Genomic DNA, 22,515 nt, shown 5'->3' on the forward strand with positions numbered 1-22,515 from the left:
TTCCGCTTATGTCCGAGAAATCGTTGTCTGGCGAACAAACCTTGAGGTGACGCCTGTCTCGACTCGCATTTTGCGCGTGAGGGCGCCGATGCGGCATTCATCGATCTGAACGGCGAGAACGTCGCTTCTTGGTTACAAGAAATGCGACGCATCTCCTCCAAAAGGAGCATCGGGGAAAGTCAGAGCCGCACGAAACGGGTTTCTGAACTCAGCGTCAATCCTTTCAATGGCCTTGTCTGTTGATCCTTGCTCTGACCGGGCTCAAATCGAATTTACGGGGACAACGGGCTTGCGATAGCCCTGATCGCTTTCAGCCCGCTTCCGAACCGCGCGATCTGTTCGCGATGCGCTTCCAATTCGCCATATGGCAGGTAGGAGATGTCGAGGTCCGTAACCCTGCTGAAGGCCGGTCGGGCGATCTGCGCGCGCACGTCCTTTTCGCGGTTGCCGGGAGCGACCAGGAACAGTCCCGCTGCAGCGTGGAACTCGCTGCCGCTCAGCGCCAGATCGAGCATCCGGACAATCCCCGAATAGATCGAGGTCGAGTGCTCGACCTCGAAGGCGACGGCAACCTGAGCGTTATCCCGTTCAAGCCAGAGCACGTCGATCAATCGGATTGCGTCCGCACCTGGCGCAGTGGCGATTTCATCGGGCAACAAGTCGAGGCAGCCCTTGCCGAGCGGCGCGCCCTCGAACAGGCGGCCCCGGTCATTGGCAGCGATCCAAACGCGATATCCGAGCGCCATGCCGATGTCGCGAAGCCACGCCTGCATTTCGCTGTGGGTCCGTTCGCTCTCGCCCTGGGCGAGTCGCGTCTTGTCGAGCCGGGCCGCTTCCTCGCGGACCACGTCGAGCCTTCGGCTCCAGTCGTCGGCTTCTTCCCCGCCCAAAGGCGGGGCGGGGTAACGGCCGGAGCCGATGTCGAACAGCAGTCCTCCGATTGCCCCGAGGTCGTTCGACAGGAGGTCGCGATATTGGTCGTTGAGATCGAGTATTCCGCTCCGCATCGCCAGGAACTGTTCCCAGCTGCCCAGCTTTACCTTTGCGCCCGTCAGCGCGTTGTAGCCGCTGACGATCGCGGTGTTGAACGGCGCGATCAGCGTTGGATGCAGGAAATAGAGCAGATTGGCGACCGCCGGACCGAGCCCCTTGATCTTGAGTGCGTCGATTTCACGAATTTGGGAAATGACATCCTCGGCCTCGTCGCAGCAGACGCAATTATGGAGCAAGCGGCCGAAGGCGCGCTGATTGGCCGGACTTTCGTAAATGTCGGGAATGCGCAGCTTGGGCTTCCAGAGGAACGCATGGTCGGCACCTTTGAAGATTTGGCGTTGCTCGGCGATGGAATGGACAACCGTTTCGAGCGACGAGCCGCGATAGGCAACGCCGAACGACCCATTGTCGATCTCGGCCACGACCTGCTGGATGCCGCGCCGGATGGAGCGGAAATTCTTGATCCGTTCGTCCCACAGGAACCAGCTTTGATAGGTCGCACCCGGGTCTTCGCGCCAGCTTTCGATAAGCTTGCGCACAAGCGCGGGTCGGTCAGAGGCGCTCATGCTATAGCCATCAGCTGGCGGGCTGCTTGGGTTTGCGCGAGGAGCTGTGCGTCGAGATGATCCGCCATGCTTGCCCATCCCATTTGAGCACGCTGGTGGCAACGCCAAGACGCTCGATTGCTTCGTCCGATTTGAGGACAATTCGATAGGTATAGGTCTCGGTTGCGACCGCAATGGGTCCTTCGAGCCTGATATCGACTTCGTAGTCGCCGAACGCAAAAGATTTGAACTCCTTGAGTTCGGGCCCGAGGTGATGGTCGCGATAGGCGCCGAAATTGCCTTCGACCTTGCCCGATTCAACCACCACAGCGTCAGGCGCAAACAGCTGGTCGGTGCCAGTAATATCGAGCCGCTCAACCGCAGACTTGTAAGCAGACAAAACCGCTGCGACGCCTTCCTGGCCGTTTTGCTGGGCAACGGCAGAGGTGCCGACAGAAATGCTGGCAATCAGCAAGAGCGCGTTGCCAGCTAGTGAAGTTCTACGCATTGTCTCTCTCCCCTGTTCAGTTTTGGATTGGCGGGTCTCAAGGCTTTCCGCCCGGATGATTGTGTCCGTGCGAGCCATGAAAGAAGTGCATGAGCGGGCAGAGCAACAGGATCGCGTATGGCAATAGCCCGAGCGCGTGTGCCCAATGTTCGCGCAGCAGGTAAAACAGCGCGATCGCGGCGAAAGATGCCGCTGCGAGAATGGCGGGACGGGTGAAACGCATCGGCTAGATCTCCACGTGCTTGAGGCGGAGGGCATTGCCGATGACGCTGACCGAGGACAGCGCCATGGCCGCAGCTGCGATGATCGGCGACAGCAGCAGTCCGAACAGCGGGTAAAGCGCCCCCGCCGCAACGGGAATCCCCGCGACATTGTAGGCGAAGGCGAAGAACAGGTTTTGACGGATATTCGCCATGGTCGCATGGCTCAGGTGCCGGGCGCGGACAATCCCGGTCAGGTCGCCCTTGAGCAGGGTGACGCCCGCGCTTTCGATTGCGACGTCGGTTCCCGAGCCCATCGCGATGCCGACATCGGCGGCGGCAAGCGCAGGGGCGTCGTTCACCCCGTCGCCGGCCATCGCGACGATCTTGCCCTGGTCGCGCAGCCGCTTGACGATGGCGCTCTTCTGGTCCGGCAGCACGTCGGCTTCGACTTCGGCGATACCGAGCCGCCGCGCAATCGCCTCGGCCGTAACGCGGTTGTCGCCGGTCAGCATGATGACATGGATGCCCGCTTCGCCGAGTGCCTTGAGCGCAGCGGGGGTCGTCTCCTTGACCGGATCGGCGATGCCGATCGCCCCTGCGGCCTTGCCGTCGATGGCGAGGAAGATCGCGGTTGCGCCCTCGCTGCGCATCCGGTCGGCGCGCTCCGCGAGCGCACCGGTCGCAATGCCGCTTTCGCCCATGAATCGGGCATTTCCGGCGACGAGAATGCGGCCATCGACAGTGCCGGTGATGCCCTTGCCGACTGGCTGATCGACACTGCTCGGCTCGCTGATTGCAAAACCTCTAGCTTCTGCTTCCCGCACGATCGCGAGCGCCAGGGGATGTTCGCTACTGCGCTCGAGGCTGGCGGCGAGACGCAGCACTTCGTCTGCGTCGAACCCCTCGGCGGTTTCGATGGCGACTACGGCGGGCTTGCCTTCGGTCAGCGTGCCGGTCTTGTCGACGACAAGAGTATCGACCTTTTCCATCCGTTCGAGGGCTTCCGCGTTCTTGATGAGAATGCCAGCCTGTGCGCCGCGACCGACGCCCACCATGATCGACATCGGTGTGGCAAGCCCGAGTGCGCAGGGGCAGGCGATGATCAGCACCGCGACCGCTGCGATTAGCCCGTAGCCCATCGCCGGGGACGGGCCGATCAGCGACCAGACGATGAACGCGATCGCGGCAATCGCGATCACGACAGGAACGAACCAGCCCGACACCGTATCGGCAAGCCGCTGGATCGGCGCACGGCTGCGCTGGGCGTCGGCTACCATCTGGACGATGCGGGCCAGCATGGTGTCGCGGCCGATCTTCTCGGCGCGCATGACCAGCCCGCCGGTCTGGTTGATCGTCCCGCCGATCAGTTTGGCGGCGGCCTCCTTGGTCACCGGCATGGACTCGCCGGTCACCATCGATTCATCGACCGTGCCGCGGCCTTCCAGCACCACCCCATCGACCGGCACTTTCTCTCCGGGACGCACACGCAGCGTGTCGCCGACCAGAACTTGGTCGAGCGACACTTCCTCGTCGCTGCCATCGGAGCGTACCCGCCGTGCCAGCTTGGGCGAAAGATCGAGGAGCGCACGGATCGCCCCGCTGGTCGTTTCGCGGGCGCGCAGTTCGAGTAGCTGCCCGAGCAAAACCAGAACGGTGATCACCGCCGCCGCCTCGAAATAGACCGCGACCGATCCATCCTCGGCACGGAACGCGGCAGGGAACACGCCGGGGGCAAGCGTGGCCGTCATGCTGTAGGCCCAGGCGACGCCGGTTCCCATCGCGATCAGCGTGAACATGTTGAGATGGCGACTCTTGAGCGACGCCCAGCCACGCTCGAAGAACGGCCAACCAGACCACAGGACCACCGGCGTCGCCAACACCATCTGGACCAAATTGGCGATCCCGCCATCGAGCATGTGGCGCAGTCCGGTCAGATGCCCGCCCATTTCAAGCGCGAAGACCGGCAGCGAGAGCACGAGGCCGATGACGAAGCGCCGCTTCATGTCGGCATATTCTGGGGAAGGGCCGTCGTTTTGCGTGGGGGTCATCGGCTCCAGCGCCATGCCGCAGATCGGGCAGCTTCCGGGACCCGGTTGTTGGACCTCCGGATGCATCGGGCAGGTCCAGATCGCGCCTTCGGGTGCTTCGTGCTGCAGCTGCGGTGCTGTTCCACCCGATTGGTGGATAAACCGCTGGGGGTCGGCGATGAATTTCGTCCGGCAACCCTGGCTGCAAAAATAGAAGGTTTCAGCCTCGTGCGTAGCTGTCGGTGTCGAATCCTCAGGTTCGACAGTCATGCCGCAGACCGGATCGTGAAGCCTCGACGATTCGGTAGTGTGGTGGCGGGAGGCCATGTGTTTGCTCCATGGTTATCCTCCCGCCTCCGGCCCGCAGGCTGGGCGACCCGACGGGCATGCCGAACGGGAAGGAACGGCTAGCTGCTAATCTTGGATACGCGGATCGAACCGTCATCCCTCAAGCTGGCATCGCTTTTCTGGCCACCCGCGGCCCCGAAGTCTTTTTCACCGCACAGGATCGAGATAGATCCAGTCACAGTCTTCACGTGTTGGAGTTCGCGCACCTTCGCGAAGCCCGCCTCGCGCAATAAAGGGATGAGCACGCCGTCGGCATTGGGCTGGGTGTCCGCAATCCCATCGAGCTGCTGGATCGTTGCCCTGAACAGTCTGCGCATGAGCCAAGAGCGCTGCTCGCCATAGTCCGCAATGAAGAGGCGGCCTCCTGGCTGGAGTATGGCATGCACTTCGCGCAGCAGTCGCAGTTTCTCGTCGAGCGGAACCTGATGAAGCACCAGGCACAGCGTCGCCAGACTGGGCACCGGCCAGTCCGCTACCGCCTCTGCCGAGAAGAACGATTGCCTGAATTGGGCATCGATACCGGCTCGTCGCGCTTTTTTGCGGGCGATGTCCAAGGCATGAGGGTCGGGATCGATGCCGAAATAGCGAGTGGCCGGATTCTTGCGTGACACCAGCAGGGCAAGGCTGCCGGTTCCGGCACCGATGTCGAGCAACAGGTCGTGGTCTTCAGGAGCCAAGAATTCGACCAAAGCCTCGCGCCAGACTGCCTCGCGGGTCGATAGCCGGACACCGGCATCGTAAAGCGGCGTCAAAAAGTGATAGCCAGCGGCGGGCGTGTAGGAGCCGCTCCCGGTCATCGGCGTACCCCGCTGCGCTGCGGTGCGGGATCAGTCGCTGCTAATTCCGCAGTGAATGGCTCGACAAGCTGTGCTAGATAGGTCTCGGGATAGTCGGAGCGACCGGCAATACCGAGCGAGCTAGCGCGAATCTGGGCGCTCGATCGGAATTGAGCCGTCCCAAGCATCACATCCCAGATCGTCAGGAACAGACCGAAATTGACATCGCCCTCGGTCTCGGACGCGAGGTGATGGTGGCGATGCACCGGCGCGATCGCCCAGAGCAATGCCAGGGGCCCGACCCGCATGTCGACATTCGAATGTTGCAGCTGTAACTGGATGGCGACCGCGAACGATCCGACAATCGCGACGTCCTGCGGAATTCCCAGTAGCAGCCACGGCAATGTCCCGACGGAAATCTCGATCAGCTGGTGGATCGGGTGTTTAAGCAAGCAGTTGAATCCGTACATTCGGCGCACCGAATGGTGGACCGCATGGAAGCGCCACAGCAGGGGGATCCTGTGACTGGCGTAATGGGTCAGGCTGATCCCGGCATCAAGCAAGATGATCGCCAGCGCTAGCTCGGCCCAGAACGGCAGCAAGGAAGGCCAGAGCGAGGACCAGGGGACGAGGCTGGCAAAGAAGGGAAGCAAGAGCACCAGCACGAGGATCGAGCCTTCGTTGACCAGCGCATGGGCGATGTCGCGGCGGGCGTCGCCATGGCTGCGATTCCAAACCGGCTCGAACGGCGCAACGCGCTCCGATACAAGCGAGGTGACAATCGCCAAAGCGAACAGCGCGATCAGCCAAATGGGCGATCCACCGGACGAAACCAGCACGGCCGCGGCCCCGACAAAGCCGAGAAAATAGACAGGTGCATAGAGAGTTCGGAAGAGAGACATTCGGGCGATCCCATACGGTTCGCTCGGTTCTCTGCGGCAAGCGCAGCGCCGGGTCTTGAACGAATCGCTGGTTCGAACCTTAGCGGACGATCGAAATGTCGAGCTGGGCGAGCCCGAGCGATGGCGTAACCCCGAACCATTCGACCAGCCGCCGGTTGAAATGCGCCTGGTCGGCAAAGCCCCCTGCGGCAGCCGCATCGGCGAGGCTGGCGGAGTGGCGGAGTGCGTCGATCGCATGTTGGAGCTGCAACCATTGCAACAATTTGACAGTCGGAAACCCGAAATCGCGGCTGACGACTTCACGAAGGCGTGCTCGCGACAGCCCCATTGCTTGGGCCAATTCGGCGGCGCTCATCCCTGGTTCGATCCCTGCCAATGCCGATCGCAACCGGCTATCGATCAAACTCACGGGACTGGTTCCCAGGAAACCGGCAATCCACTCTTTGGCTTCGGTCCCGGATCGCACGGCCCGCAGCGCCGCAGTCTGCGTGGGAGGGAGGCGGAATGGCTCGGGCCGTCCGAACAGGTCGCACCGCCCGCCAAACCGCGGATCGACATAGATGGTTCGCACCGCTGATCCGGCGGGGCCGAGGCTATGCAAGGTCCCGGCCGGGATGGCTGCGGCCTCGCCCGCGGCTAGGTGCAAGGAAAGCGTTCCGCCGATTGCGCAGGGAGCATCGAGCGCAAGGCTGACCTGGTGCGCCAAGTGGCGATGCGGCCGGTTGTCGCCCGCACGGACGTCGAGCAATGCCCAGCCGACGCCAAGCACCATTGTCCCCGACCAGGGCGAGCCCCTTCCGCTCAAGGCACCATCGTGCTGGCGGGCGGCTCAAGCATGCCGAACCACGCCACAAGCGCCAGGATCGCTATCGCCGCCCCCGCTTCCAGCATCAGGCTCTTGCGAAGTGCCGCGACAGCGCTGGACGCATCCCCGTCGTTCAGCCCAAGTGCCAGATCTGGCGTCAGGCGCCAGCGGTTTCGCGCAGCGAGGAGCAGCATCCCGGCAACCAGAACCAGTTTCAGAAAAAGTGCCTGCCCGTATGTGGTGTCAAAAACGCGCAAGATATTCGAAAAGCCGATCAGAACCTGACCGTTGATCAGTCCGGTAACAGCGATTATTCCAACACAGATCGTGCCGACCCGTGAAAAATCTTCGAGAGCGCGATGCCCGACCACCAATTTGCGGCCCGAATGCTGATCGAGCGGGGACCGCAGGAGCAGCAGGAAGGCGGCGATCCCGCCGAGCCAGATCGCAGCGGCGAGCATATGCAGCATATCGCTCAGCTTGTGGATGAGACCCAAGCCGCCCTCGCTTGCTCCTGCATGACCTGTCCAGACGAGCGATGAAAGCGCCACTGCGCCCGCAAGCGCTATGGTGCCAAGCTGCTGCTCATCGGTCCAGCGCCGCGGGAAGGCAGCCATCAAAACAACCGCAAGCGCCGCCATCCGCACCAACCACGCGGTGCCGATCGGCGTTTCAAACAGGATGGATTGGCTGGTTTCCCAGTCGATATCGGTTAACGGCCCGCCCATCATGGCCGCGATCAGTGCAGCCAATCCCAGACCCGACAAGGTAATTGCCGTAACTGACCAGAAAGTGAGCGCCCACCACAGTGGAAGCACCTGCCCTTCCGGCCTTTCATCGTGCCGCAAGGCGTAGAGCGGAAAGGCGGCGAGCCCGACAAGCAGCATCAGGCTCAGATACAATCCGAGCCTGATGGCAATCATCCCAAAATCAGTGTCCACGCTCTATTTGACCGTGAAGCTGAATTCACTGCCCATACGATGCGTGTCAGCACCAGCGGCCGACCATATGACTTTGTAGGTGCCCGGGCTGAGTGCCTTCTTGGGCATGAGCATCATCGATTTGCCGTCCTTGCCCATCATCGATGTGAAAGCGATTTTCATTGGCGCGTGATCGGACATCCCGGGCATGCCGATCATCAGTAGCTCAACCTTAATCGTCGAAGCGATTACCCGCTCATTGAACTGCAGGTTTACCGACGTGACATTTGTGACGGTCGCGTTTGCGGCCGGCGCCGAACTGACCAATTTGGTATGGGCGAGAGCGGTATCGGAAAGGGCGGTCAGCGAGAGCACGGCCAACGAGAAGGCAACAAGGGTCTTGCGCATATTCGGTCTCCAAAAAAGTGGTGCCGGTCATGAATACGCATGTCGAGGTCGCACCCCTCAGGACGGAAATTGTTGAGGGGTTTTTCGCGCGAGCGCGTATGGCGCTGCAGAACAATTGTTGGATGAGGGTGTGATGGACGATTTCCTGAAACAGTTGCGGCACCCCCCACCGGTGGGCCTGTTGGACGGCGTCGACGATAACGTATTGGCAATGCTCTCGGATCGTCGACGCGAGACTGGTGCGTCATACCGCCTCATGGCGTTGGCTGCAGTGGTTTCCCTTGGCTGGGGCGCTTTCGCGGGGGTCACCACGCGTGCCCCGATTGTCGCGGCGCGCCCGCTCTCGCCATTCGCGCCGAGCACCGCTTTGGCCCCTTCAACCTTGCTGGATGCACGCTAACGATGGGCTACCGAAAAATTCTGCTGATCGCCCTGGTCGCCTTCGTTTCGGCGCTGACAGGCGTCTTTATCGGGCGCTTTGTCGCGGATCAGCCGCGAGCAAAAGAGAGCGAGTTGCACGCGCTGCTTCACGACAAGCTCGAGTTGACCCCGCAGCAGCGCTCGAAGGTTGAGGCGATTGAAGCGAAGTTCGCCGTCCGGCGAAAGGCGCTCGAACTTGAAATGCGAGCGTCGAATGTACGGCTCGCTGAAGCCATCGCGGAAGAGCACGGGTACGGACCAAAGGTGACCGCCGCGATCGACCATAACCATGTGGTCATGGGAGAACTGCAGAAGGAGACGCTGGAGCATCTCTTCGCCATGCGCGGGGTGTTGAACCCCGAACAGGCCAAAATGTTCGACAACACTGTGGTCAAAGCCCTGACCGCCGATGCGCAGTGACACTCGATCTTTCGCAATGTGACGACCACGAGCTGTCAAGCCTTGCGGTAGCCGGTCAAGCGCAGGCGTTTCGGGAATTGATGCGTCGCCACAAGGATCCGGTTTATCGTTTAATCCGCAACAATGTCGGCGATCCGAACGAGGCGCTCGATTTGCTACAGGAGAGCTTTGTTTCGGCGTTTGGCGCCATCCGCCGCTATGACCCGGATCGGCCGTTTCGGCATTGGATTGCCAGGATCGCGCTCAACAAGTGCCGCGACTGGGCGCGGCGGCGGGCCGTGCGCTCATTCTTCTCGCTGGCCCGCCCGATCGAACGCGATGAGGATTTCGGGAGCGATGCGCCTGGGCCTGCGCGCGAAGCCGAGAGCCGTGCGGAGCTGCTGCGGGTTGAAAGGGAGATTGCCAAATTGCCGCAGCCGCTTCGCGAAGTGCTCATCCTGCGAACTATCGAGGAAGCGAGCCAAGCCGAGACCGCCGCGATCCTGGGGATCAGCGAAAAGGCAGTTGAAACGAGGCTCTATCGAGCGCGAGGTCAACTGAAGGCGCAGTTGGCGGCCGAGCCTGTATCCGGTCGGCCCTAATCACGCACGTCATTAGCAAAGCGTACCACCGCTTGCAGCATTTATGGACAGCCGGTGGGGTTTGGTCGCTCGCGAGCCGTACTTGCATGGCGATGCGGCGGGGCAATTGGCGGAATATTTTCTGATTATGCGTGAGGGATGCATGTGCCCGCCGCGTAAAGCCATGTGTAATCCCCATCGTCGAACCTGGACAAGATATGACCCTCGACAGAAGATCCTTTATCGGCGTCGCTGCCGCCGGTGGCGTAACAGCCGCCCTTGCACCCTGGTTTCCGGCATGGGCGCAGCCCGTCTCGCCGGGGATCACGGAGCCGATTCCAACGGTTTCGGGTAACGACATCAGCTTGCGGATTGCCCGTCAGACCATGCGTGTCGATGGCAAGGTCAGCCGCGCGATCGCGATCAACGGGACTGTCCCGGCACCGTTGATCCGTCTACGCGAAGGCCAGAATGTTCGCCTCTCTGTTACGAACGACCTCGACGAAGACAGCTCGATCCACTGGCACGGTTTGCTGCTCCCGTTCCAGATGGACGGGGTTCCAGGCGTCAGCTTCCCTGGCATCAAGCCGCGCTCAACCTTCGTCTATGAATTCCCTGTCATGCAGTCGGGGACCTACTGGTATCACAGCCACTCGGGGCTGCAGGAGCAGCTCGGTCACTATGGACCGATCGTCATCGATCCCAAGGGTGCCGATCCGGTGGCCTATGATCGGGAGCATGTCGTCGTGCTTTCGGATCACAGCCGACTCTCGCCCGAGGCGATTTTTCACAAGCTCAAGGTCAATCCCGGGCACTTCAATATGCAGCGCCAGACGCTCGGAGGTCTGCTGTCGGGCAAGGATCAGCCGCTTAAGGACCGGCTTGATTGGGGCGCGATGCGCATGGATCCCACCGATATCGCCGATGTCAACGGTTCGACTTACACTTTTCTGGTCAACGGCTATGGCCCGAAGGACAATTGGACGGCGCTGTTCCAGCCGGGCGAGCGGGTGCGACTGCGCATCATCAATGCCTCGGCAATGTCGATTTTCAACGTCCGCATCCCGGGGCTTCGCCTGACGATCGTGCAAGCCGATGGGCTCAACGTTCGACCGGTCGAGGTCGACGAGTTTCAGATCGCGGTTGCCGAAACCTATGATGTTATCGTGACGCCGGCCGAAGACCGCGCCTACACGCTGGTCGCCGAAGCCAACGACCGCTCGGGCATGGGCCGCGCAACGTTAGCGCCGCGCCCGGGGATGGTCGCCGCAGTCCCGCCGCTGCGTGAGCGTCCGCTAGCCAATATGAAGGACATGGGCATGGGCGAGATGGACATGTCCGGTGGCTCGATGTCCGGCATGGATCATGCAGCGATGGGCCATGGCTCCGGCGGCTCGATGGACATGCCCGGAGCACCCGCTCCGTCGACAGACTCGATGCCCGGCATGGAGATGTCCAATTCCGATACCATGTCCGGGATGGACCACGGTTCGATGAACATGCGTGATTTCAGTGTGGCACCGCAAGTCGAGAAAAATCCGGGCGTACAGACGATCTCGCCGATGCCTGTGGACCGAATGGGCGAACCGGGCCAGGGATTGGAGAATGTCGAGCACAAAGTGCTCACCTATCACGATCTCGTAGCGCTTGAGCGCAATCCCTATGTCAATGCTCCTGATCGTTCGTTGGACATTCACCTGACCGGCAACATGGAGCGATTCATGTGGTCGTTTGACGGCGTTAAAATGTCGGACTTTCACGAGCCCATCCCGTTCATCGAAGGTGAGCGGGTGCGGATTAACCTCATCAACGATTCTATGATGAGCCACCCGATCCATCTCCATGGGCATTTCTTCGAGCTGGTGACCGGCAAGGGCGCATACTCTCCAAGGAAGCACACCGTGCTGGTGCAGCCAGGCGGTAAGGCAAGTTTCGACTTTACCGCCGATGCCGTCGGTGACTGGGCGTTCCATTGCCATCTGCTCTATCACATGCACGCAGGGATGATGCGCGTTGTCAGCGTGCGTCCGCGGGGGGTAGGCGCATGAGCCGAGCCGAACTGTTGCTCGCCAGCGTGATGTTTTGCGCGGCAGCCGTCCCCGCTTCGGCACAATCGATGCAAAGCATGGATCATGGCTCGATGCCGCCCGCTAGCGAGCCCGCCAAACCCAAGGCGCCTTCTGCAAAGCCAGTCGCTCAGAAGCCGGCGGCGCCTCCTTCGGCAAGCACATGCTCGCCTGAACACGCGGAAATGGGGCACTGCGTTCCCGAACCAACGGGTTCGACGCCATCCACGCCCGACACAATGCCAGCGATGAAGATGGCACCGCCGCCCGCGCCATCCGATGACGGTTGCCTGCCCGAGCACGCAAGGATGGGGCATTGCACTCCGGCTGCCGAAACTCCCAAGCCGTCGGAGACGGCTCCGGGATCCGCAGCCGATGAAATGCCAGGCATTTCTATGGGCACGGCCTCGTCGGTAGCAAGCGGTGTCGATCCGGACTGCCCACCTGAGCATGCAAAGATGGGCCATTGCACGCCAAAGGTCGCTCCCTCATTGCCCCAAGGCGGGTCCGGGACGGCGACCGGCACCGACTTCGCGCCTGGCAACGCGCCCGCCCCCGCGCCGCCTTCGGACTGGTATGCCGACCGGTTTTTCCCGAGTGAAACCATGCGGCGCTCGCGCGAAGAGATGATGAAGGAAGCCGGGGGCACGACTTTTCGCTATGTATCCTTCGATCTTGCCGAATACGTCGTCCACAAGGGCAAGGACAGCTATCGTTTCGATGGCGAGGCGTGGTTCGGCGGCGACATCAACCGCTTCGTGTTCAAGTATGAAGGCGAGGGCGAGTTCAGGGGGGCACTGGACGATCTTGAGCTGACCGCGGTCTATTCGCGCGCGATCTCACCCTATTGGAACCTGCAGGCGGGTGCCCGCTACGACGTGACGCCTGATCCGTCGCGGACCTATGCTGTCGTCGCCATTGAAGGTCTGGCACCCAATTGGTTTGAGGTGACGGCGTCGGCATTCTTGTCGGACAAGGGAGAACTGCGCGGCCGATTCGAGGGATTTTACGATCAGCGCATTACCCAGAAGCTGATCTTGCAGCCCCGGATCGAGGCCAATTTTTCCGCGCAAGCCATTCCCGAACTTGGGGTCGGAGATGGCCTTTCCAATATTGAACTGGGGGTTCGCTTCCGCTACGAAATCAAGAAGGAATTTGCGCCTTATGCGGGCTTTGAGTGGACTAGGCAGTTTGGCGAATCCGCTCGCTTCGTCAGAGCGAACGGAGGAGAAGTCTCTGACCCGCACTTTGTGATGGGCGTGCGGGTCTGGTTCTAGAGGAGTTAGTCTGGAGGAACGGTTCGTAGCGGACCAGCAGATCCATCTTTCCAAGGGTATTTTCTTGAATAAGCTCGCTCCTCTCGCATTAATAGCGGCGACGTCTGCGCTTGCCGGCTGCGGCGCGACTGAACAGCCCTTTGCGCCCGACCAATCGGCAAATTCGGGACCGGCTTTAGCGGAAGCCCAGGCAGACGTGACGGCAACGGATAGTGGCGCAAGCGGATCACCGGCGGGGCCGGAGGGCGCGCCGCAACGATCCGAAGCAAAACCGGTACCAGAGCCCAGCACCCCGAAACCAAAACCAGCTTCAAGGGCCGGCGCACCAAAACCTCAACAGAGAGCGGAATCCAAGGCTGCAACGCCCGTGCCCACCAAGACCGCACCGCCGCCCGGCGAAGCCGATCCTCATGCGGGCCATGACATGAGCGACATAAGATAAGGCAACAATCGGAACGCCGATGGTGATCGGAGGCGGTCGCAATGGGTGCAAATCGGGGGACCAATGGGAGCGAAGGTAAGGGTTCATGTCGCCGCGAGCCGCATTCACAAATGGTTGGCGCTGGTTATCGGGGCGCAGCTCCTGATCTGGTTTTCGAGCGGTGTGCTGATGAGTTATCTGCCCATCGAGCAAGTGCGCGGCGAACATCTTGTGGACCGCGAGCGCGTTGTCGCGATGCCGAAAGGCGTCGATTTCGTCGCGCCGACCCGCCTGGTCGCGGCGGCCAAGACCCCGGTCGAGTCGGTATCCTTCGCCATGCTCGCCAATCGCCCAGTCGCCCTGGTCGCGACGGCGGAGGGAACCACTCTTTTCGATGCGGTGAGCGGCGCGCCACTACTGCCGGTTGACGCAGCGCTTGCCCTCGCAATTGCACGCGATGCGTGGAAGGCTCCGGTCAAGCCCGATGCCAAAGTTTCTCGCGTCCTTGCCGAAAGCCCCGAATATCGCGGCGCGCTTCCCGCATGGCGCGTGGCCTTTGCCGATCCTGACAGCACCAGCGTTTTCGTCGCGGCGGACTCGGGCAAGTTGACGGCGGTTCGTACCGGCACATGGCGGCTCTACGATTTCTTCTGGAGCCTCCACATCATGGACTGGAAGAACCACGAGGATTTCAACACTTGGTGGTTGCTGGCCTTTGCGTGCGGCGGCTTGGTGCTCGCTATTGCGGGCGCGATCCTGCTCTTCATGCGCTGGCCGTTTCGCCGGAAAAGGCGGGCGGCATGAAGTTTTTGGCTGTTCTGTTTCTCGCTCTCGGCCTCGCATTACAGACCGGGCCGTTGTGTGCTGATGCGGCACCGCTAGCCGCGGCGACATCGATGGCGATGGATTGCTCGAACGCGCAAGACGGTCATCTTCCGGTGCCCGATGGTCACGCGAAAGATTCTGCCATGGCTTGTCATGCCTGCGCCTCACGCGCGGCCGAGCCGCCGACCGTGCAGCCGGGCGCAGTCTGGAATGATCCGGTGCCCAAAGAGGAGGCAGCAACCTCGATTAAGGGAATTGCCCTCAAACCACCGCATCCGCCGCCGCGAGATTGGGCCATGCCAAATCATTCAACCTGATCACGGAGTAATAAATCATGAAGCTCAACTATCTGCTTGGCGCTTTCGCGCTCACCCTATCGACGGCGGCTTTTGCCGCTGAACCGCCTTCCGCTCCGAAGAAGGAGTGCTGCTGCAAGACGGACGAACATGGCAAGATGGCCTGTTGTCAGGACAAAGCCGAGGCAGCGTCCGACGATCATGCGGGCCACGCCATGGGCGGCATGGATCACAAGTAGGCAACTCGGTGCTCAGGCGGCTAGCTGCCGCCTGAGCACTTTAAGAAGGAGAGATCTCCGATGCGAAAACTCATTCTGGCACTGGCGTTGGCTGGTTCGCCCGCCATGGCATCGACTGCGGCAATCATGCACCGGGATCCCGGATGCGGCTGTTGCGAGAAGTGGGCGGCACAAGTCCGCAAGGGGCTGGGCAAGACCATCAGAGCGGTCGACGCCTCCAACCGCGCAGCCCTTCAGGCAAGGTATGGAATTCCACCCACCCTCCGTTCGTGCCACACCGCCGTGATCGACGGGATGGCCTTCGAAGGTCACGTTCCGATCGAGGATATGCGGCGTGTCCTTTCGGCAAGGCCGAGAGGCGTGAGCGGCCTTGCGGTCGGCGGCATGCCACTGGGGTCCCCGGGGATGGAAGTGCCGGGGCAGGAACCCCAACGCTTTGCGGTTTACGCCATCGGCGCCGGGGCGCCGACTGTCTATGCGCGGCATTGACCGTTTGCGGCGCTGACTCGACCGGTCCGCCGTTGCAAACGAGGCCGAAATGTCGCGGTAAACTGCCAATCACCCCCGAGAGGGCTGTCCCGAGCGCTGCAGCCCTCACGGGGGTGATTCCCGGGAAAAATATGAGCGCGCCTCACCGGTGCGGCCAGCGGACGGGACACGTGTCCGAAATTCGTGAGGGGTGGCCGGTCGCTGTGCGTATTCTAGAACGAAGGCCCAGCGCGTGTACCGGAAGATTCCATTCGCATGTTTCCAATGACTGCCCGAAGCGACTTTCGCGAGGACCGGCTTTTCCGCCCGCGGGTCGCAAGCGTGGCGTGCTAGACATGGCGGGCGATCGGCACAGGCCGGCCCCGGATGGCAACCAGCCAGACCTGCCTCGGCTCGCCTATCTCGCCTTCCTGAGCGCCCCTGGGCATTTTTTTGTTTTGCTCGATAGTCGTGGCCAGATCCTGGCGCTGAGCGACGACGAAGGGCGCGCCGACCATTGGTGTCCGGCCGATGCTATCGGTCAGTCTCACGAAATTTTCTACGCGCCCGATGAAGCCGCTTCCGGTCTTCCGGTTGCCGATCTTGAAGCGGCCCGGCGTGGCAAGTCGTTTGAGCGCAATGGCTGGCGGGTTCGCCAATCGGGCTTGGAATATCTCGCACATGTGTCGTTTGCTGCCTTGCGCGAAGGCGACCGATTGCTGGGCTATTTCTGCATCGCGCGCGATGTCACCGAAGAGGCCGCGATCCGCGAGGCGATGGAGGCGCGCGAACAGCATTTGAACTCGATCCTGGCGACGGTTCCGGACGCCATGATCGTGATCGATGAGCGTGGCCGGATTTCCTCGTTCAGCGCCGCGGCCGAACGATTGTTCGGCTATGAGGAAAGCGAGCTGCTCGGAGCCAACGTATCGTGCCTGATGCCCACTCCGGATCGCGAACGCCACGACGCCTATCTGGAGCACTACTGCACGACCGGCGAGAAGCGGATCATCGGGATCGGCCGGGTCGTGACCGGACAACGGCGCGATGGAACGACCTTTCCGCTTGAACTCTCGGTTGGCGAGGCGGGGAAGGATGGCGAACGGATTTTCACGGGCTTCATCCGCGACCTGACGGAGAAGGAGCGCGACGAGCTCAAGCTCAAGGAATTGCAAGCCGAACTGGTCCATGTCTCGCGGCTGAGCGCCATGGGCACCATGGCCTCAACGCTGGCGCACGAACTCAACCAGCCGTTGACCGCCGTGGCGAACTATCTGGAGGAATCGCGCGACATGCTCGAGGAGGCGGCCGACGAGAACGCGATAATCATGCGCGACGCGCTCGCGGAAGCGGCGAACGAGACATTCCGGGCCGGCGACATTGTTCGCCGGCTGCGCGAATTCGTTGCGAAGGGCGAGGTCGACAAGCGCGTCGAGCAATTGCCTGGCCTGATCGAGGATGCCGGTCGGCTCGCGCTAACCGGTGCCCGCGAGAATGGCGTGCGCGCCTTGTTCAACCTCGACCCGCTGGCGACGCCAGTGCTGGTCGATCGGGTGCAGATCCAGCAAGTTCTGCTCAACCTGATGCGCAACGCGGTTGAGGCCACGGCGCAAAGCCAAGTCCGGGATTTGACCGTTGGAACCAGGCTTCGGCCGGACGGATACGTCGAAGTCACGGTGCACGACACCGGCCCCGGCATCGCGCCCGACATCCGCCCTCGACTGTTCGAGGCCTTCGTCAGCGGCAAGCAGGAAGGGATGGGGTTGGGCCTGTCGATCTGCCGCACGATCGTCGAAGCCCATGGGGGACGCATTTGGGCCGAGCATCCCGACACCGGCGGAAGCCGTTTTCATTTCACGCTGATGCATGCGGCTGAGGAGGCTGCCGATGAGCGATAGTCGTGTCGTTCACCTCGTCGATGACGAAGAAGCTATCCGCAAATCTGCGGGCTTCGTCTTGTCGCGCGCGGGCTACAAGGTTCTGTCCTATGGTTCGGGCGTCGAATTCTTGAAGTCGGCGAAATCCGCGCCGAAAGGGTGCGTGGTGCTAGACGTTCGGATGCCAGAGATGGATGGGCTTGAGGTCCAGGCCGCGTTGGCCGATCGCGGTATCGACATGCCGGTGATCGTCCTTACCGGTCATGGCGATGTGACCGTTGCCGTCCAGGCGATGAAGGCCGGAGCGGTCGAGTTCCTCGAAAAACCGTTCGAAAAGGCCGCGCTTCTCGGCGCCCTCGAGCGGGCGTTTGCGAGACTTGAACGCAACGATAGCCGCGATCTCGAAGAGCGGGAGGCGCGGACGCGGATAGCGTCACTCACGCCGCGTGAACGCGAGATCCTCGAGGGTCTGGCCAAGGGCTATCCCAACAAGACGATCGCCTATGATCTCGGGTGTTCGTCGCGCACCGTCGAGGTTCACCGGGCAAGCCTGATGCAAAAACTCGATGTGCACAGCCTGTCCGATCTGCTGCGGATTGCCTTCGCCGCTGGTCTTTAGCACAAGAATCTAGGATTCTGTGACATCTACGTAAGGACATTGTCCGCAAGACCGGCGATTCCTGATAGGAGTTGCCTTCTCAGTTTCAGTTACAGGGTCCATGTCCACAAGTCAGAGCGAGCCTGGCAAGAAGCGCTACAAGGTTCTCATCACCGACGATGAGGCCAGTATCCGCCGTTCGTTGCAATTCTTGCTGCATGCGCGGGGTTATGAACCGCTCAGCTACCGATCGGCATCGGCCTTGCTGGCCGATCCGGCTTCGCTCTCCGCCGACTGCATGATTGCCGATTACAACATGCCGGATCTCGATGGCGTCAGCTTGCTCGGCGCGTTCAGGGCCAAGGGATGGAGCGGCCCCGCGATCCTCATATGCGCATCTTGCGATCGCGAGCTGAGGTTGCGGGCCAAAGCTTGCGGCTATGCAGAAGTGATCCAGAAACCCTTCATCCGAACACCGGTTCTCGAGGCGCTGCACCGCTTGTGCGACTGCGCCGAGCCTGGGGATTGTGACGAGGACCGCGAAGGCGGCACAGGGTGCGGCTGCTAGTCTGGTCTCCGGCTCTCTCAGTGCGCGGTCCTTGTATTGGGCAGCCCAAAGGGTGGCCAAGACCAAGCGCGGCCCCGTTGGTGAAACCCGGGTGGAGTATGTGGCCGTTGCCCGACGTCCACTATCATTGGACTGATGTCGCCCCTCTCCAGACAAGGGGCAGAACAAGCAGGAGAAGCAGCGCAAGGCTGCCGATGCTCCAGAGGATGACGGGTTGATATTGCGGCGATGCCAGTGCGAAGGCCAATGGTGCAAGCGCCTGGCCGATGCTGGCCGCCGCATGCTGCAAACCCAGTCTCGAGCCCGAAGGAGCTGTGTTTCCGCCGATCCAGAAACTGGTGATCAGGCGAAGGCTTGCGGAACTCCAGCCGGCCACAAAGATGGGGTCGGTACACAGAACGGACCCAGATATACGCTAAGGTTTTGCCGTGCCTTCGACGGCGCGCATCTGGCGAAGCGGTCTGAGCGCGGTGGATGGCGCATCGGGATCGGTCCAGAGGTAATCGCCGGTGAGATTGATATGCTGCCAACCGAGCGGTGATAGGTGTTGCAGCAGGTCCGGCGGGACCGGCCGGCCGAGGTTGGCGAGATGCATCCGGGCGGCTTGCAGGTAGGTCGTGTTCCACAGGACGATGGCACCGGCGACGAGGTTCAGCGCGCTCGCCCGATGGCTTTGGGCTTGCAGCGCATGATCGCGGATACGGCCGATGCGATGGAAGAAGATGGCGCGTTTCAGGGCATTTTCCGCTTCTCCCTTGTTGAGTTCGCGGGTGGCGCGGCGACGCTGTTCGGGCTGCTCGATCCAGTCGAGCGTGAACAGGGTACGCTCGACGCGACCGATCTCGCGCAACGCCAGTGCCAGGCCGTTGGCGCGTGGATAGGAGCCGAGCCGTTCCAGCATGATCGAGGCGCTGACGACGCCTGTGCGGATCGAGGTTCCCAGTCGCAGCACGTCGTCCCAGTGTGCCTCGATCAGACCTTCGTCGATGCGGCCCGCGACCAGCGGCGCAATATCGGGGCCGGGTTCGATGCCGTTAAACAGGTGCAAACGGCGTGCGGCGATATTCGGGATACGCGGCGCGAACCGGAACCCAAGCAGATGACATAGCGCGAACACATGGTCGGAGACGCCCCCGCCATCGACGTGATGCTCTTCGATGTGCAGATCGGCGCCGTGGTGGAGCAGCCCGTCGAGCACCTGTGCCGCCTCGCTCGCCGAAGCGGAGATAACTGTGGAATGGAACGGCGCGTAGCGATCCGAGACGTGGCTGTAAAAGGAGACAGCCGGCTCTGTCCCCTTGTGCGGATTGACTGCGCCGGTTGCCTGGGCGCGGCGGTCGAGCGGAAAGTTCTGACCGTCTGAGCTGGACGAGGTGCCGGACCCGAACAGCGCGGCCAGCGGCGCGGTGTGTTGGGCGTCGACAAGCCGGGCGAGCGCGCGACCGTAGGTTTCCTCGCGCAGATGCCACGAGGCGAGCCAACCGAGTTGGCGCTGGGTCACGAGATTGCAGGCTTCCGCCATGCGCGTATGGCCCAGATTGGTGGCATCGGCGAGCACCGCCGTGAGGATCGCACGTGGTTCATCCGCGGCACGGCCACTTTGCAGATGCGTGAAGCACTGGCTGAACCCGGTCCATCGATCGACTTCGGCAAGAAGGTCGGTGATGCGGATCGCGGGCAGATGCGCATAGAGCGGCGCAAGGGCGGTATCGGATTCCTCGGGAGTAATCGCCTTCAAGGGCGAAATCCGCAGCCTGCCCAAGCTGAGCTGCACGTCTTCCAGCGCGTCCGTCTCCGCCTTTCGCTCGACCTCGGCCAATCGACGGGCGAGGCGGGCGCGTCGTTCGGCCAGCCAGATATCGGCCGTATCCGGTGCCGGTATCGGCAAGGGGCCGGCCGCGCGCATGTTGGCGAATACGGGGGCAGGAATGAGTTGCTGCTCGACAGCACGATAGCGTCGGCTTCCCTCGACCCACATGTCGCCGGCGCGAAGCCGGTCGCGAAGCTCGACCAGCACGCACAATTCATAGATCCTGCGATCGGGAATGCCGGTGCCGATCGCCCGACGCCAAGCTTGCCGGATGAAGCCGACTGGCGTGCCTGCAGGCAATTTGCGCAGATGACCAAAATGAAGGTCGCGCATGATCGCGACCGCTCGCGCGAGCGCATGGCAGGCTGGCACCGCCCCGAATGTGAACGAGGCGATGAACGAGGGACCGACCTGTCGGAGGACGGGGTAATTGGTCGCGGCGACCGCGACGGGATCGACCGAATCGGGGCGGATCAGCTTGCGGGCTTCATCGACCTCGCGGCCGAGATCATTCCATCCGATCGCTGCCTCGACCGCAGCGCCGATATCGCCACCTGATATCTTGGCGGCGAGCAAGGCAGCGCCGAGTTGGGCAAGCAGCCGGATTTTGCCGTTGATGGTGCGCCGGTTGCGCTTGAGTGTCGTGTCCGCGCTGTTCTGTTCGCGCCGGAACATCTGCCCAAGCAGGCGATCGAACATCAGCACCGCATCGTCGGTGAGGGTAACGATGGTTTCGAGGATGGTCGCCACCAATGTGGCGCGACGCCGCGTCGCTTGCAGCGTCCGAACATGTTGCGCGGTCAGCCGCACGCCTTCCTGGCACAGGCGTCGGAGGCGCTCGGGATGGACGCCTACGGCGATATCCGGATCGATCCCGATGGCCCGAAGCAGTGTCAGTCGCTCGATGATGGCGGCGAATGTCTTTCGGCCGGGCTTGCCGGGTGACTGCCGCACCCAGGCCAGATCGCTCAAGTTCGTGCCTGTGTGGGGCAGGAGAAGCGCATCGAGCAGCCGGCGCTGTCGAGCATCGAGTCCTCGGGTCAGATGCTCGGCGACATGGCGTTCGGCATCGAGCAACGCCTGTGCGACCATCCGCTCGACCGAACTGATGCCCGGCACAATGATGCGCCGTCGCCGGCACTCATCCAGCATCACGCGCGCCAGCCTAGCCCCGCTGGTCGTCGTCAGCGCGATCGGCAGGAGCCATTCCTGCAACGTCGTTCGCAGCGGCCGACTGAGCGGCATGAAGCCGAATGCATCGCGCAGTGCATCGAGCTGTTCGTACCGGGTCGGGCCGCGCGTCGCGTAGTCGGCCAGCACCTCGGGTCCGACCTGCAATTGCTCTGCGACGAACGCGAGCGGCGTATCAGGGATCAGTTCACCGGGTCGCAGGAAACGGCCAGGATAGCGCAGCGCGCAAAGCTGGATCGCGAAACCCAGCCGGTTATGCGGTCGCCTCCGGCGGACGATGATGGCCAAGTCGTCCCGGCTCAATGTCCAGTGCTGGACGAGCAGGGTTTCGTCGTCGGGAAGCGCGAGCAACGCCGCGCGTTGCTCGTCCGACAGGACGGCGCGACGCGGCATCGGCTTAGACCTTGGCCGGTGCGGTCCAGCCGATCCGGGCAAGCGTGCCGAGAAGGGTCGAACGCGGCACCTTGAAGGTCCGGCAGACGGACGCCTTGCTGGCCCCGCCATCCAGCGCGGCGGTGATCCGCTCGAGCGTTTCGGCGTCGATCATCGGCGGGCGGCCACCTTGGCGTCCCCGGCGTTTGGCAGCAGCCAGTCCCGCCATCACCCGTTCGCGCGTGAGCGCACGCTCATATTGTGCCAATGCACCGAACAGCGAGAACAGCAATTCGCCGTGCGGCGTGGTCGTATCCATCTGCTCGGTCAGCGACCGGAACGCGATGCCGCGCGCCTTCAGATCGGTGACGATCGTCAGCAGGTGCGGCAGCGAGCGTCCGAGCCGGTCGAGCTTCCACACGATCAGTGTGTCGCCCGCGTTCAGATAGTCGAGGCAGGCTTTCAGGCCTGGTCGGTCGTCGCGCGCGCCGGATGCCTTGTCGGTATGGAGATGCCGATGATCGACCCCGGTTGCGACGAGCGCGTCCCGCTGGAGATCGACCGTTTGGCGGTCATCGGTCGTTGACACCCGCATATATCCGACCAGCATGTACGACAAACCCTCGAAAGCATGTTTTCGAACACCCTATCAAAGCGACAGGGTTTGTCGAT

The 22,515-nt window shown here is 62.2% G+C and carries 23 protein-coding genes; 12 read left to right on the plus strand and 11 right to left on the minus strand.

Features of this window, described 5'->3' with window-relative positions; all coding sequences use genetic code 11:
- Positions 1-272: 272 nt before the first annotated feature.
- The 9 genes from AX725_RS06135 to copC all read right to left on the minus strand — a co-directional run bounded on the left by AX725_RS06135 (position 273) and on the right by copC (position 8,435).
- Positions 273-1,559 carry a type II restriction enzyme NmeDI-related protein gene (locus AX725_RS06135; RefSeq protein WP_066115289.1) on the minus strand — a complete coding sequence of 429 codons (1,287 nt, stop codon included), beginning with the start codon at positions 1,557-1,559 and terminating at the stop codon, positions 273-275.
- A 10-nt stretch (positions 1,560-1,569) separates the two neighbouring features.
- Positions 1,570-2,013, minus strand: coding sequence for a YybH family protein (locus AX725_RS06140; protein ID WP_230962369.1), 444 nt, complete (start codon positions 2,011-2,013; stop codon positions 1,570-1,572).
- A 70-nt stretch (positions 2,014-2,083) separates the two neighbouring features.
- Positions 2,084-2,269: a DUF2933 domain-containing protein gene (locus AX725_RS06145; RefSeq protein ID WP_039330774.1), complete on the minus strand. Its 186-nt coding sequence runs from the start codon at positions 2,267-2,269 to the stop codon at positions 2,084-2,086.
- A gap of 3 nt (positions 2,270-2,272) precedes the next feature.
- Entirely contained in the window at positions 2,273-4,603 is a 2,331-nt protein-coding gene (locus AX725_RS06150) for a heavy metal translocating P-type ATPase (protein ID WP_066044276.1), read from the minus strand.
- 80 nt (positions 4,604-4,683) lie between these two features.
- Positions 4,684-5,421, minus strand: coding sequence for a class I SAM-dependent methyltransferase (locus tag AX725_RS06155; RefSeq protein WP_067511735.1), 738 nt, complete (start codon positions 5,419-5,421; stop codon positions 4,684-4,686).
- Positions 5,418-6,302 (minus strand): sterol desaturase family protein, encoded by an 885-nt coding sequence (locus AX725_RS06160; protein WP_066044278.1) that lies wholly within the window; start codon positions 6,300-6,302, stop codon positions 5,418-5,420. Before AX725_RS06160 ends, AX725_RS06155 begins: the two co-directional genes overlap by 4 nt.
- Before the next feature lie 79 nt (positions 6,303-6,381).
- Positions 6,382-6,711 carry a helix-turn-helix domain-containing protein gene (locus AX725_RS21235; protein ID WP_171007819.1) on the minus strand — a complete coding sequence of 110 codons (330 nt, stop codon included), beginning with the start codon at positions 6,709-6,711 and terminating at the stop codon, positions 6,382-6,384.
- Positions 6,712-7,103: 392 nt separating this feature from the next.
- Positions 7,104-8,048: a copper homeostasis membrane protein CopD gene (gene copD / locus AX725_RS06170; RefSeq protein WP_155645736.1), complete on the minus strand. Its 945-nt coding sequence runs from the start codon at positions 8,046-8,048 to the stop codon at positions 7,104-7,106.
- Positions 8,049-8,051: 3 nt separating this feature from the next.
- Positions 8,052-8,435, minus strand: a complete 384-nt coding sequence (gene copC, locus AX725_RS06175; protein WP_066044284.1) for a copper homeostasis periplasmic binding protein CopC — start codon at positions 8,433-8,435, stop codon at positions 8,052-8,054.
- 133 nt (positions 8,436-8,568) lie between these two features.
- On the opposite strand from copC, the gene AX725_RS06180 reads away from it, so the two are divergent.
- The 12 genes from AX725_RS06180 to AX725_RS06230 all read left to right on the plus strand — a co-directional run bounded on the left by AX725_RS06180 (position 8,569) and on the right by AX725_RS06230 (position 18,470).
- The gene (locus AX725_RS06180) at positions 8,569-8,835 is read left to right on the plus strand and encodes a hypothetical protein (RefSeq protein WP_039330765.1); all 267 of its coding nucleotides are present in this window, start codon (positions 8,569-8,571) and stop codon (positions 8,833-8,835) included.
- Between the two features lie 2 nt (positions 8,836-8,837).
- Positions 8,838-9,275, plus strand: a complete 438-nt coding sequence (locus AX725_RS06185) for a periplasmic heavy metal sensor (RefSeq protein WP_066044286.1) — start codon at positions 8,838-8,840, stop codon at positions 9,273-9,275.
- Entirely contained in the window at positions 9,272-9,856 is a 585-nt protein-coding gene (locus tag AX725_RS06190; RefSeq protein WP_039330761.1) for an RNA polymerase sigma factor, read from the plus strand. Before AX725_RS06185 ends, AX725_RS06190 begins: the two co-directional genes overlap by 4 nt.
- A 197-nt stretch (positions 9,857-10,053) precedes the next feature.
- Positions 10,054-11,883, plus strand: coding sequence for a copper resistance system multicopper oxidase (locus AX725_RS06195; protein ID WP_039330760.1), 1,830 nt, complete (start codon positions 10,054-10,056; stop codon positions 11,881-11,883).
- The gene (locus AX725_RS06200; RefSeq protein ID WP_066044288.1) at positions 11,880-13,178 is read left to right on the plus strand and encodes a copper resistance protein B; all 1,299 of its coding nucleotides are present in this window, start codon (positions 11,880-11,882) and stop codon (positions 13,176-13,178) included. The genes AX725_RS06195 and AX725_RS06200 overlap by 4 nt, the downstream gene beginning before the upstream one ends.
- A gap of 505 nt (positions 13,179-13,683) precedes the next feature.
- The gene (locus tag AX725_RS06205) at positions 13,684-14,403 is read left to right on the plus strand and encodes a PepSY domain-containing protein (RefSeq protein WP_066044290.1); all 720 of its coding nucleotides are present in this window, start codon (positions 13,684-13,686) and stop codon (positions 14,401-14,403) included.
- Positions 14,400-14,741 (plus strand): hypothetical protein, encoded by a 342-nt coding sequence (locus tag AX725_RS20875; protein ID WP_155645735.1) that lies wholly within the window; start codon positions 14,400-14,402, stop codon positions 14,739-14,741. The genes AX725_RS06205 and AX725_RS20875 overlap by 4 nt, the downstream gene beginning before the upstream one ends.
- Before the next feature lie 17 nt (positions 14,742-14,758).
- Positions 14,759-14,959 carry a hypothetical protein gene (locus tag AX725_RS06210; protein WP_066044293.1) on the plus strand — a complete coding sequence of 67 codons (201 nt, stop codon included), beginning with the start codon at positions 14,759-14,761 and terminating at the stop codon, positions 14,957-14,959.
- A 60-nt stretch (positions 14,960-15,019) separates the two neighbouring features.
- On the plus strand, positions 15,020-15,448 hold the full coding sequence (locus AX725_RS06215; protein WP_039330752.1) for a DUF411 domain-containing protein: 429 nt from the start codon (positions 15,020-15,022) through the stop codon (positions 15,446-15,448).
- 335 nt (positions 15,449-15,783) lie between these two features.
- Entirely contained in the window at positions 15,784-17,325 is a 1,542-nt protein-coding gene (locus AX725_RS06220; RefSeq protein WP_052241816.1) for a PAS domain-containing sensor histidine kinase, read from the plus strand.
- Entirely contained in the window at positions 17,315-17,923 is a 609-nt protein-coding gene (locus AX725_RS06225) for a response regulator transcription factor (RefSeq protein ID WP_039330750.1), read from the plus strand. The genes AX725_RS06220 and AX725_RS06225 overlap by 11 nt, the downstream gene beginning before the upstream one ends.
- A gap of 100 nt (positions 17,924-18,023) precedes the next feature.
- The gene (locus AX725_RS06230; protein WP_066044296.1) at positions 18,024-18,470 is read left to right on the plus strand and encodes a response regulator; all 447 of its coding nucleotides are present in this window, start codon (positions 18,024-18,026) and stop codon (positions 18,468-18,470) included.
- Between the two features lie 415 nt (positions 18,471-18,885).
- Here the strand turns inward: AX725_RS06230 and AX725_RS06235 are convergent, their stop codons facing one another.
- Positions 18,886-21,864: a Tn3-like element ISMpo10 family transposase gene (locus AX725_RS06235; protein ID WP_012449407.1), complete on the minus strand. Its 2,979-nt coding sequence runs from the start codon at positions 21,862-21,864 to the stop codon at positions 18,886-18,888.
- A 4-nt stretch (positions 21,865-21,868) separates the two neighbouring features.
- Positions 21,869-22,453, minus strand: coding sequence for a recombinase family protein (locus tag AX725_RS06240; RefSeq protein WP_010339849.1), 585 nt, complete (start codon positions 22,451-22,453; stop codon positions 21,869-21,871).
- Positions 22,454-22,515 lie beyond the last annotated feature (62 nt).

The sequence above is a fragment of the Blastomonas sp. CCH9-A1 genome, from assembly GCF_001557175.1.
Taxonomy (GTDB): Bacteria; Pseudomonadota; Alphaproteobacteria; order Sphingomonadales; family Sphingomonadaceae; genus Blastomonas; species Blastomonas delafieldii_A.

Coding starts and splice junctions, on each gene's coding strand:
- AX725_RS06240 (WP_010339849.1), bottom strand. CDS start 22,453: ATGCTGGTCGGATATATGCGGGTGTCAACGACCGATGACCGCCAAACG.
- AX725_RS06215 (WP_039330752.1), top strand. CDS start 15,020: ATGCGAAAACTCATTCTGGCACTGGCGTTGGCTGGTTCGCCCGCCATG.
- AX725_RS06235 (WP_012449407.1), bottom strand. CDS start 21,864: ATGCCGCGTCGCGCCGTCCTGTCGGACGAGCAACGCGCGGCGTTGCTC.
- AX725_RS06160 (WP_066044278.1), bottom strand. CDS start 6,302: ATGTCTCTCTTCCGAACTCTCTATGCACCTGTCTATTTTCTCGGCTTT.
- AX725_RS06145 (WP_039330774.1), bottom strand. CDS start 2,269: ATGCGTTTCACCCGTCCCGCCATTCTCGCAGCGGCATCTTTCGCCGCG.
- AX725_RS06210 (WP_066044293.1), top strand. CDS start 14,759: ATGAAGCTCAACTATCTGCTTGGCGCTTTCGCGCTCACCCTATCGACG.
- AX725_RS06180 (WP_039330765.1), top strand. CDS start 8,569: ATGGACGATTTCCTGAAACAGTTGCGGCACCCCCCACCGGTGGGCCTG.
- AX725_RS06150 (WP_066044276.1), bottom strand. CDS start 4,603: ATGGCCTCCCGCCACCACACTACCGAATCGTCGAGGCTTCACGATCCG.
- AX725_RS06185 (WP_066044286.1), top strand. CDS start 8,838: ATGGGCTACCGAAAAATTCTGCTGATCGCCCTGGTCGCCTTCGTTTCG.
- copC (WP_066044284.1), bottom strand. CDS start 8,435: ATGCGCAAGACCCTTGTTGCCTTCTCGTTGGCCGTGCTCTCGCTGACC.
- AX725_RS06230 (WP_066044296.1), top strand. CDS start 18,024: ATGTCCACAAGTCAGAGCGAGCCTGGCAAGAAGCGCTACAAGGTTCTC.
- AX725_RS06220 (WP_052241816.1), top strand. CDS start 15,784: ATGGCGGGCGATCGGCACAGGCCGGCCCCGGATGGCAACCAGCCAGAC.
- AX725_RS06155 (WP_067511735.1), bottom strand. CDS start 5,421: ATGACCGGGAGCGGCTCCTACACGCCCGCCGCTGGCTATCACTTTTTG.
- AX725_RS06200 (WP_066044288.1), top strand. CDS start 11,880: ATGAGCCGAGCCGAACTGTTGCTCGCCAGCGTGATGTTTTGCGCGGCA.
- AX725_RS06225 (WP_039330750.1), top strand. CDS start 17,315: ATGAGCGATAGTCGTGTCGTTCACCTCGTCGATGACGAAGAAGCTATC.
- AX725_RS20875 (WP_155645735.1), top strand. CDS start 14,400: ATGAAGTTTTTGGCTGTTCTGTTTCTCGCTCTCGGCCTCGCATTACAG.
- AX725_RS06135 (WP_066115289.1), bottom strand. CDS start 1,559: ATGAGCGCCTCTGACCGACCCGCGCTTGTGCGCAAGCTTATCGAAAGC.
- AX725_RS06195 (WP_039330760.1), top strand. CDS start 10,054: ATGACCCTCGACAGAAGATCCTTTATCGGCGTCGCTGCCGCCGGTGGC.
- AX725_RS06205 (WP_066044290.1), top strand. CDS start 13,684: ATGGGAGCGAAGGTAAGGGTTCATGTCGCCGCGAGCCGCATTCACAAA.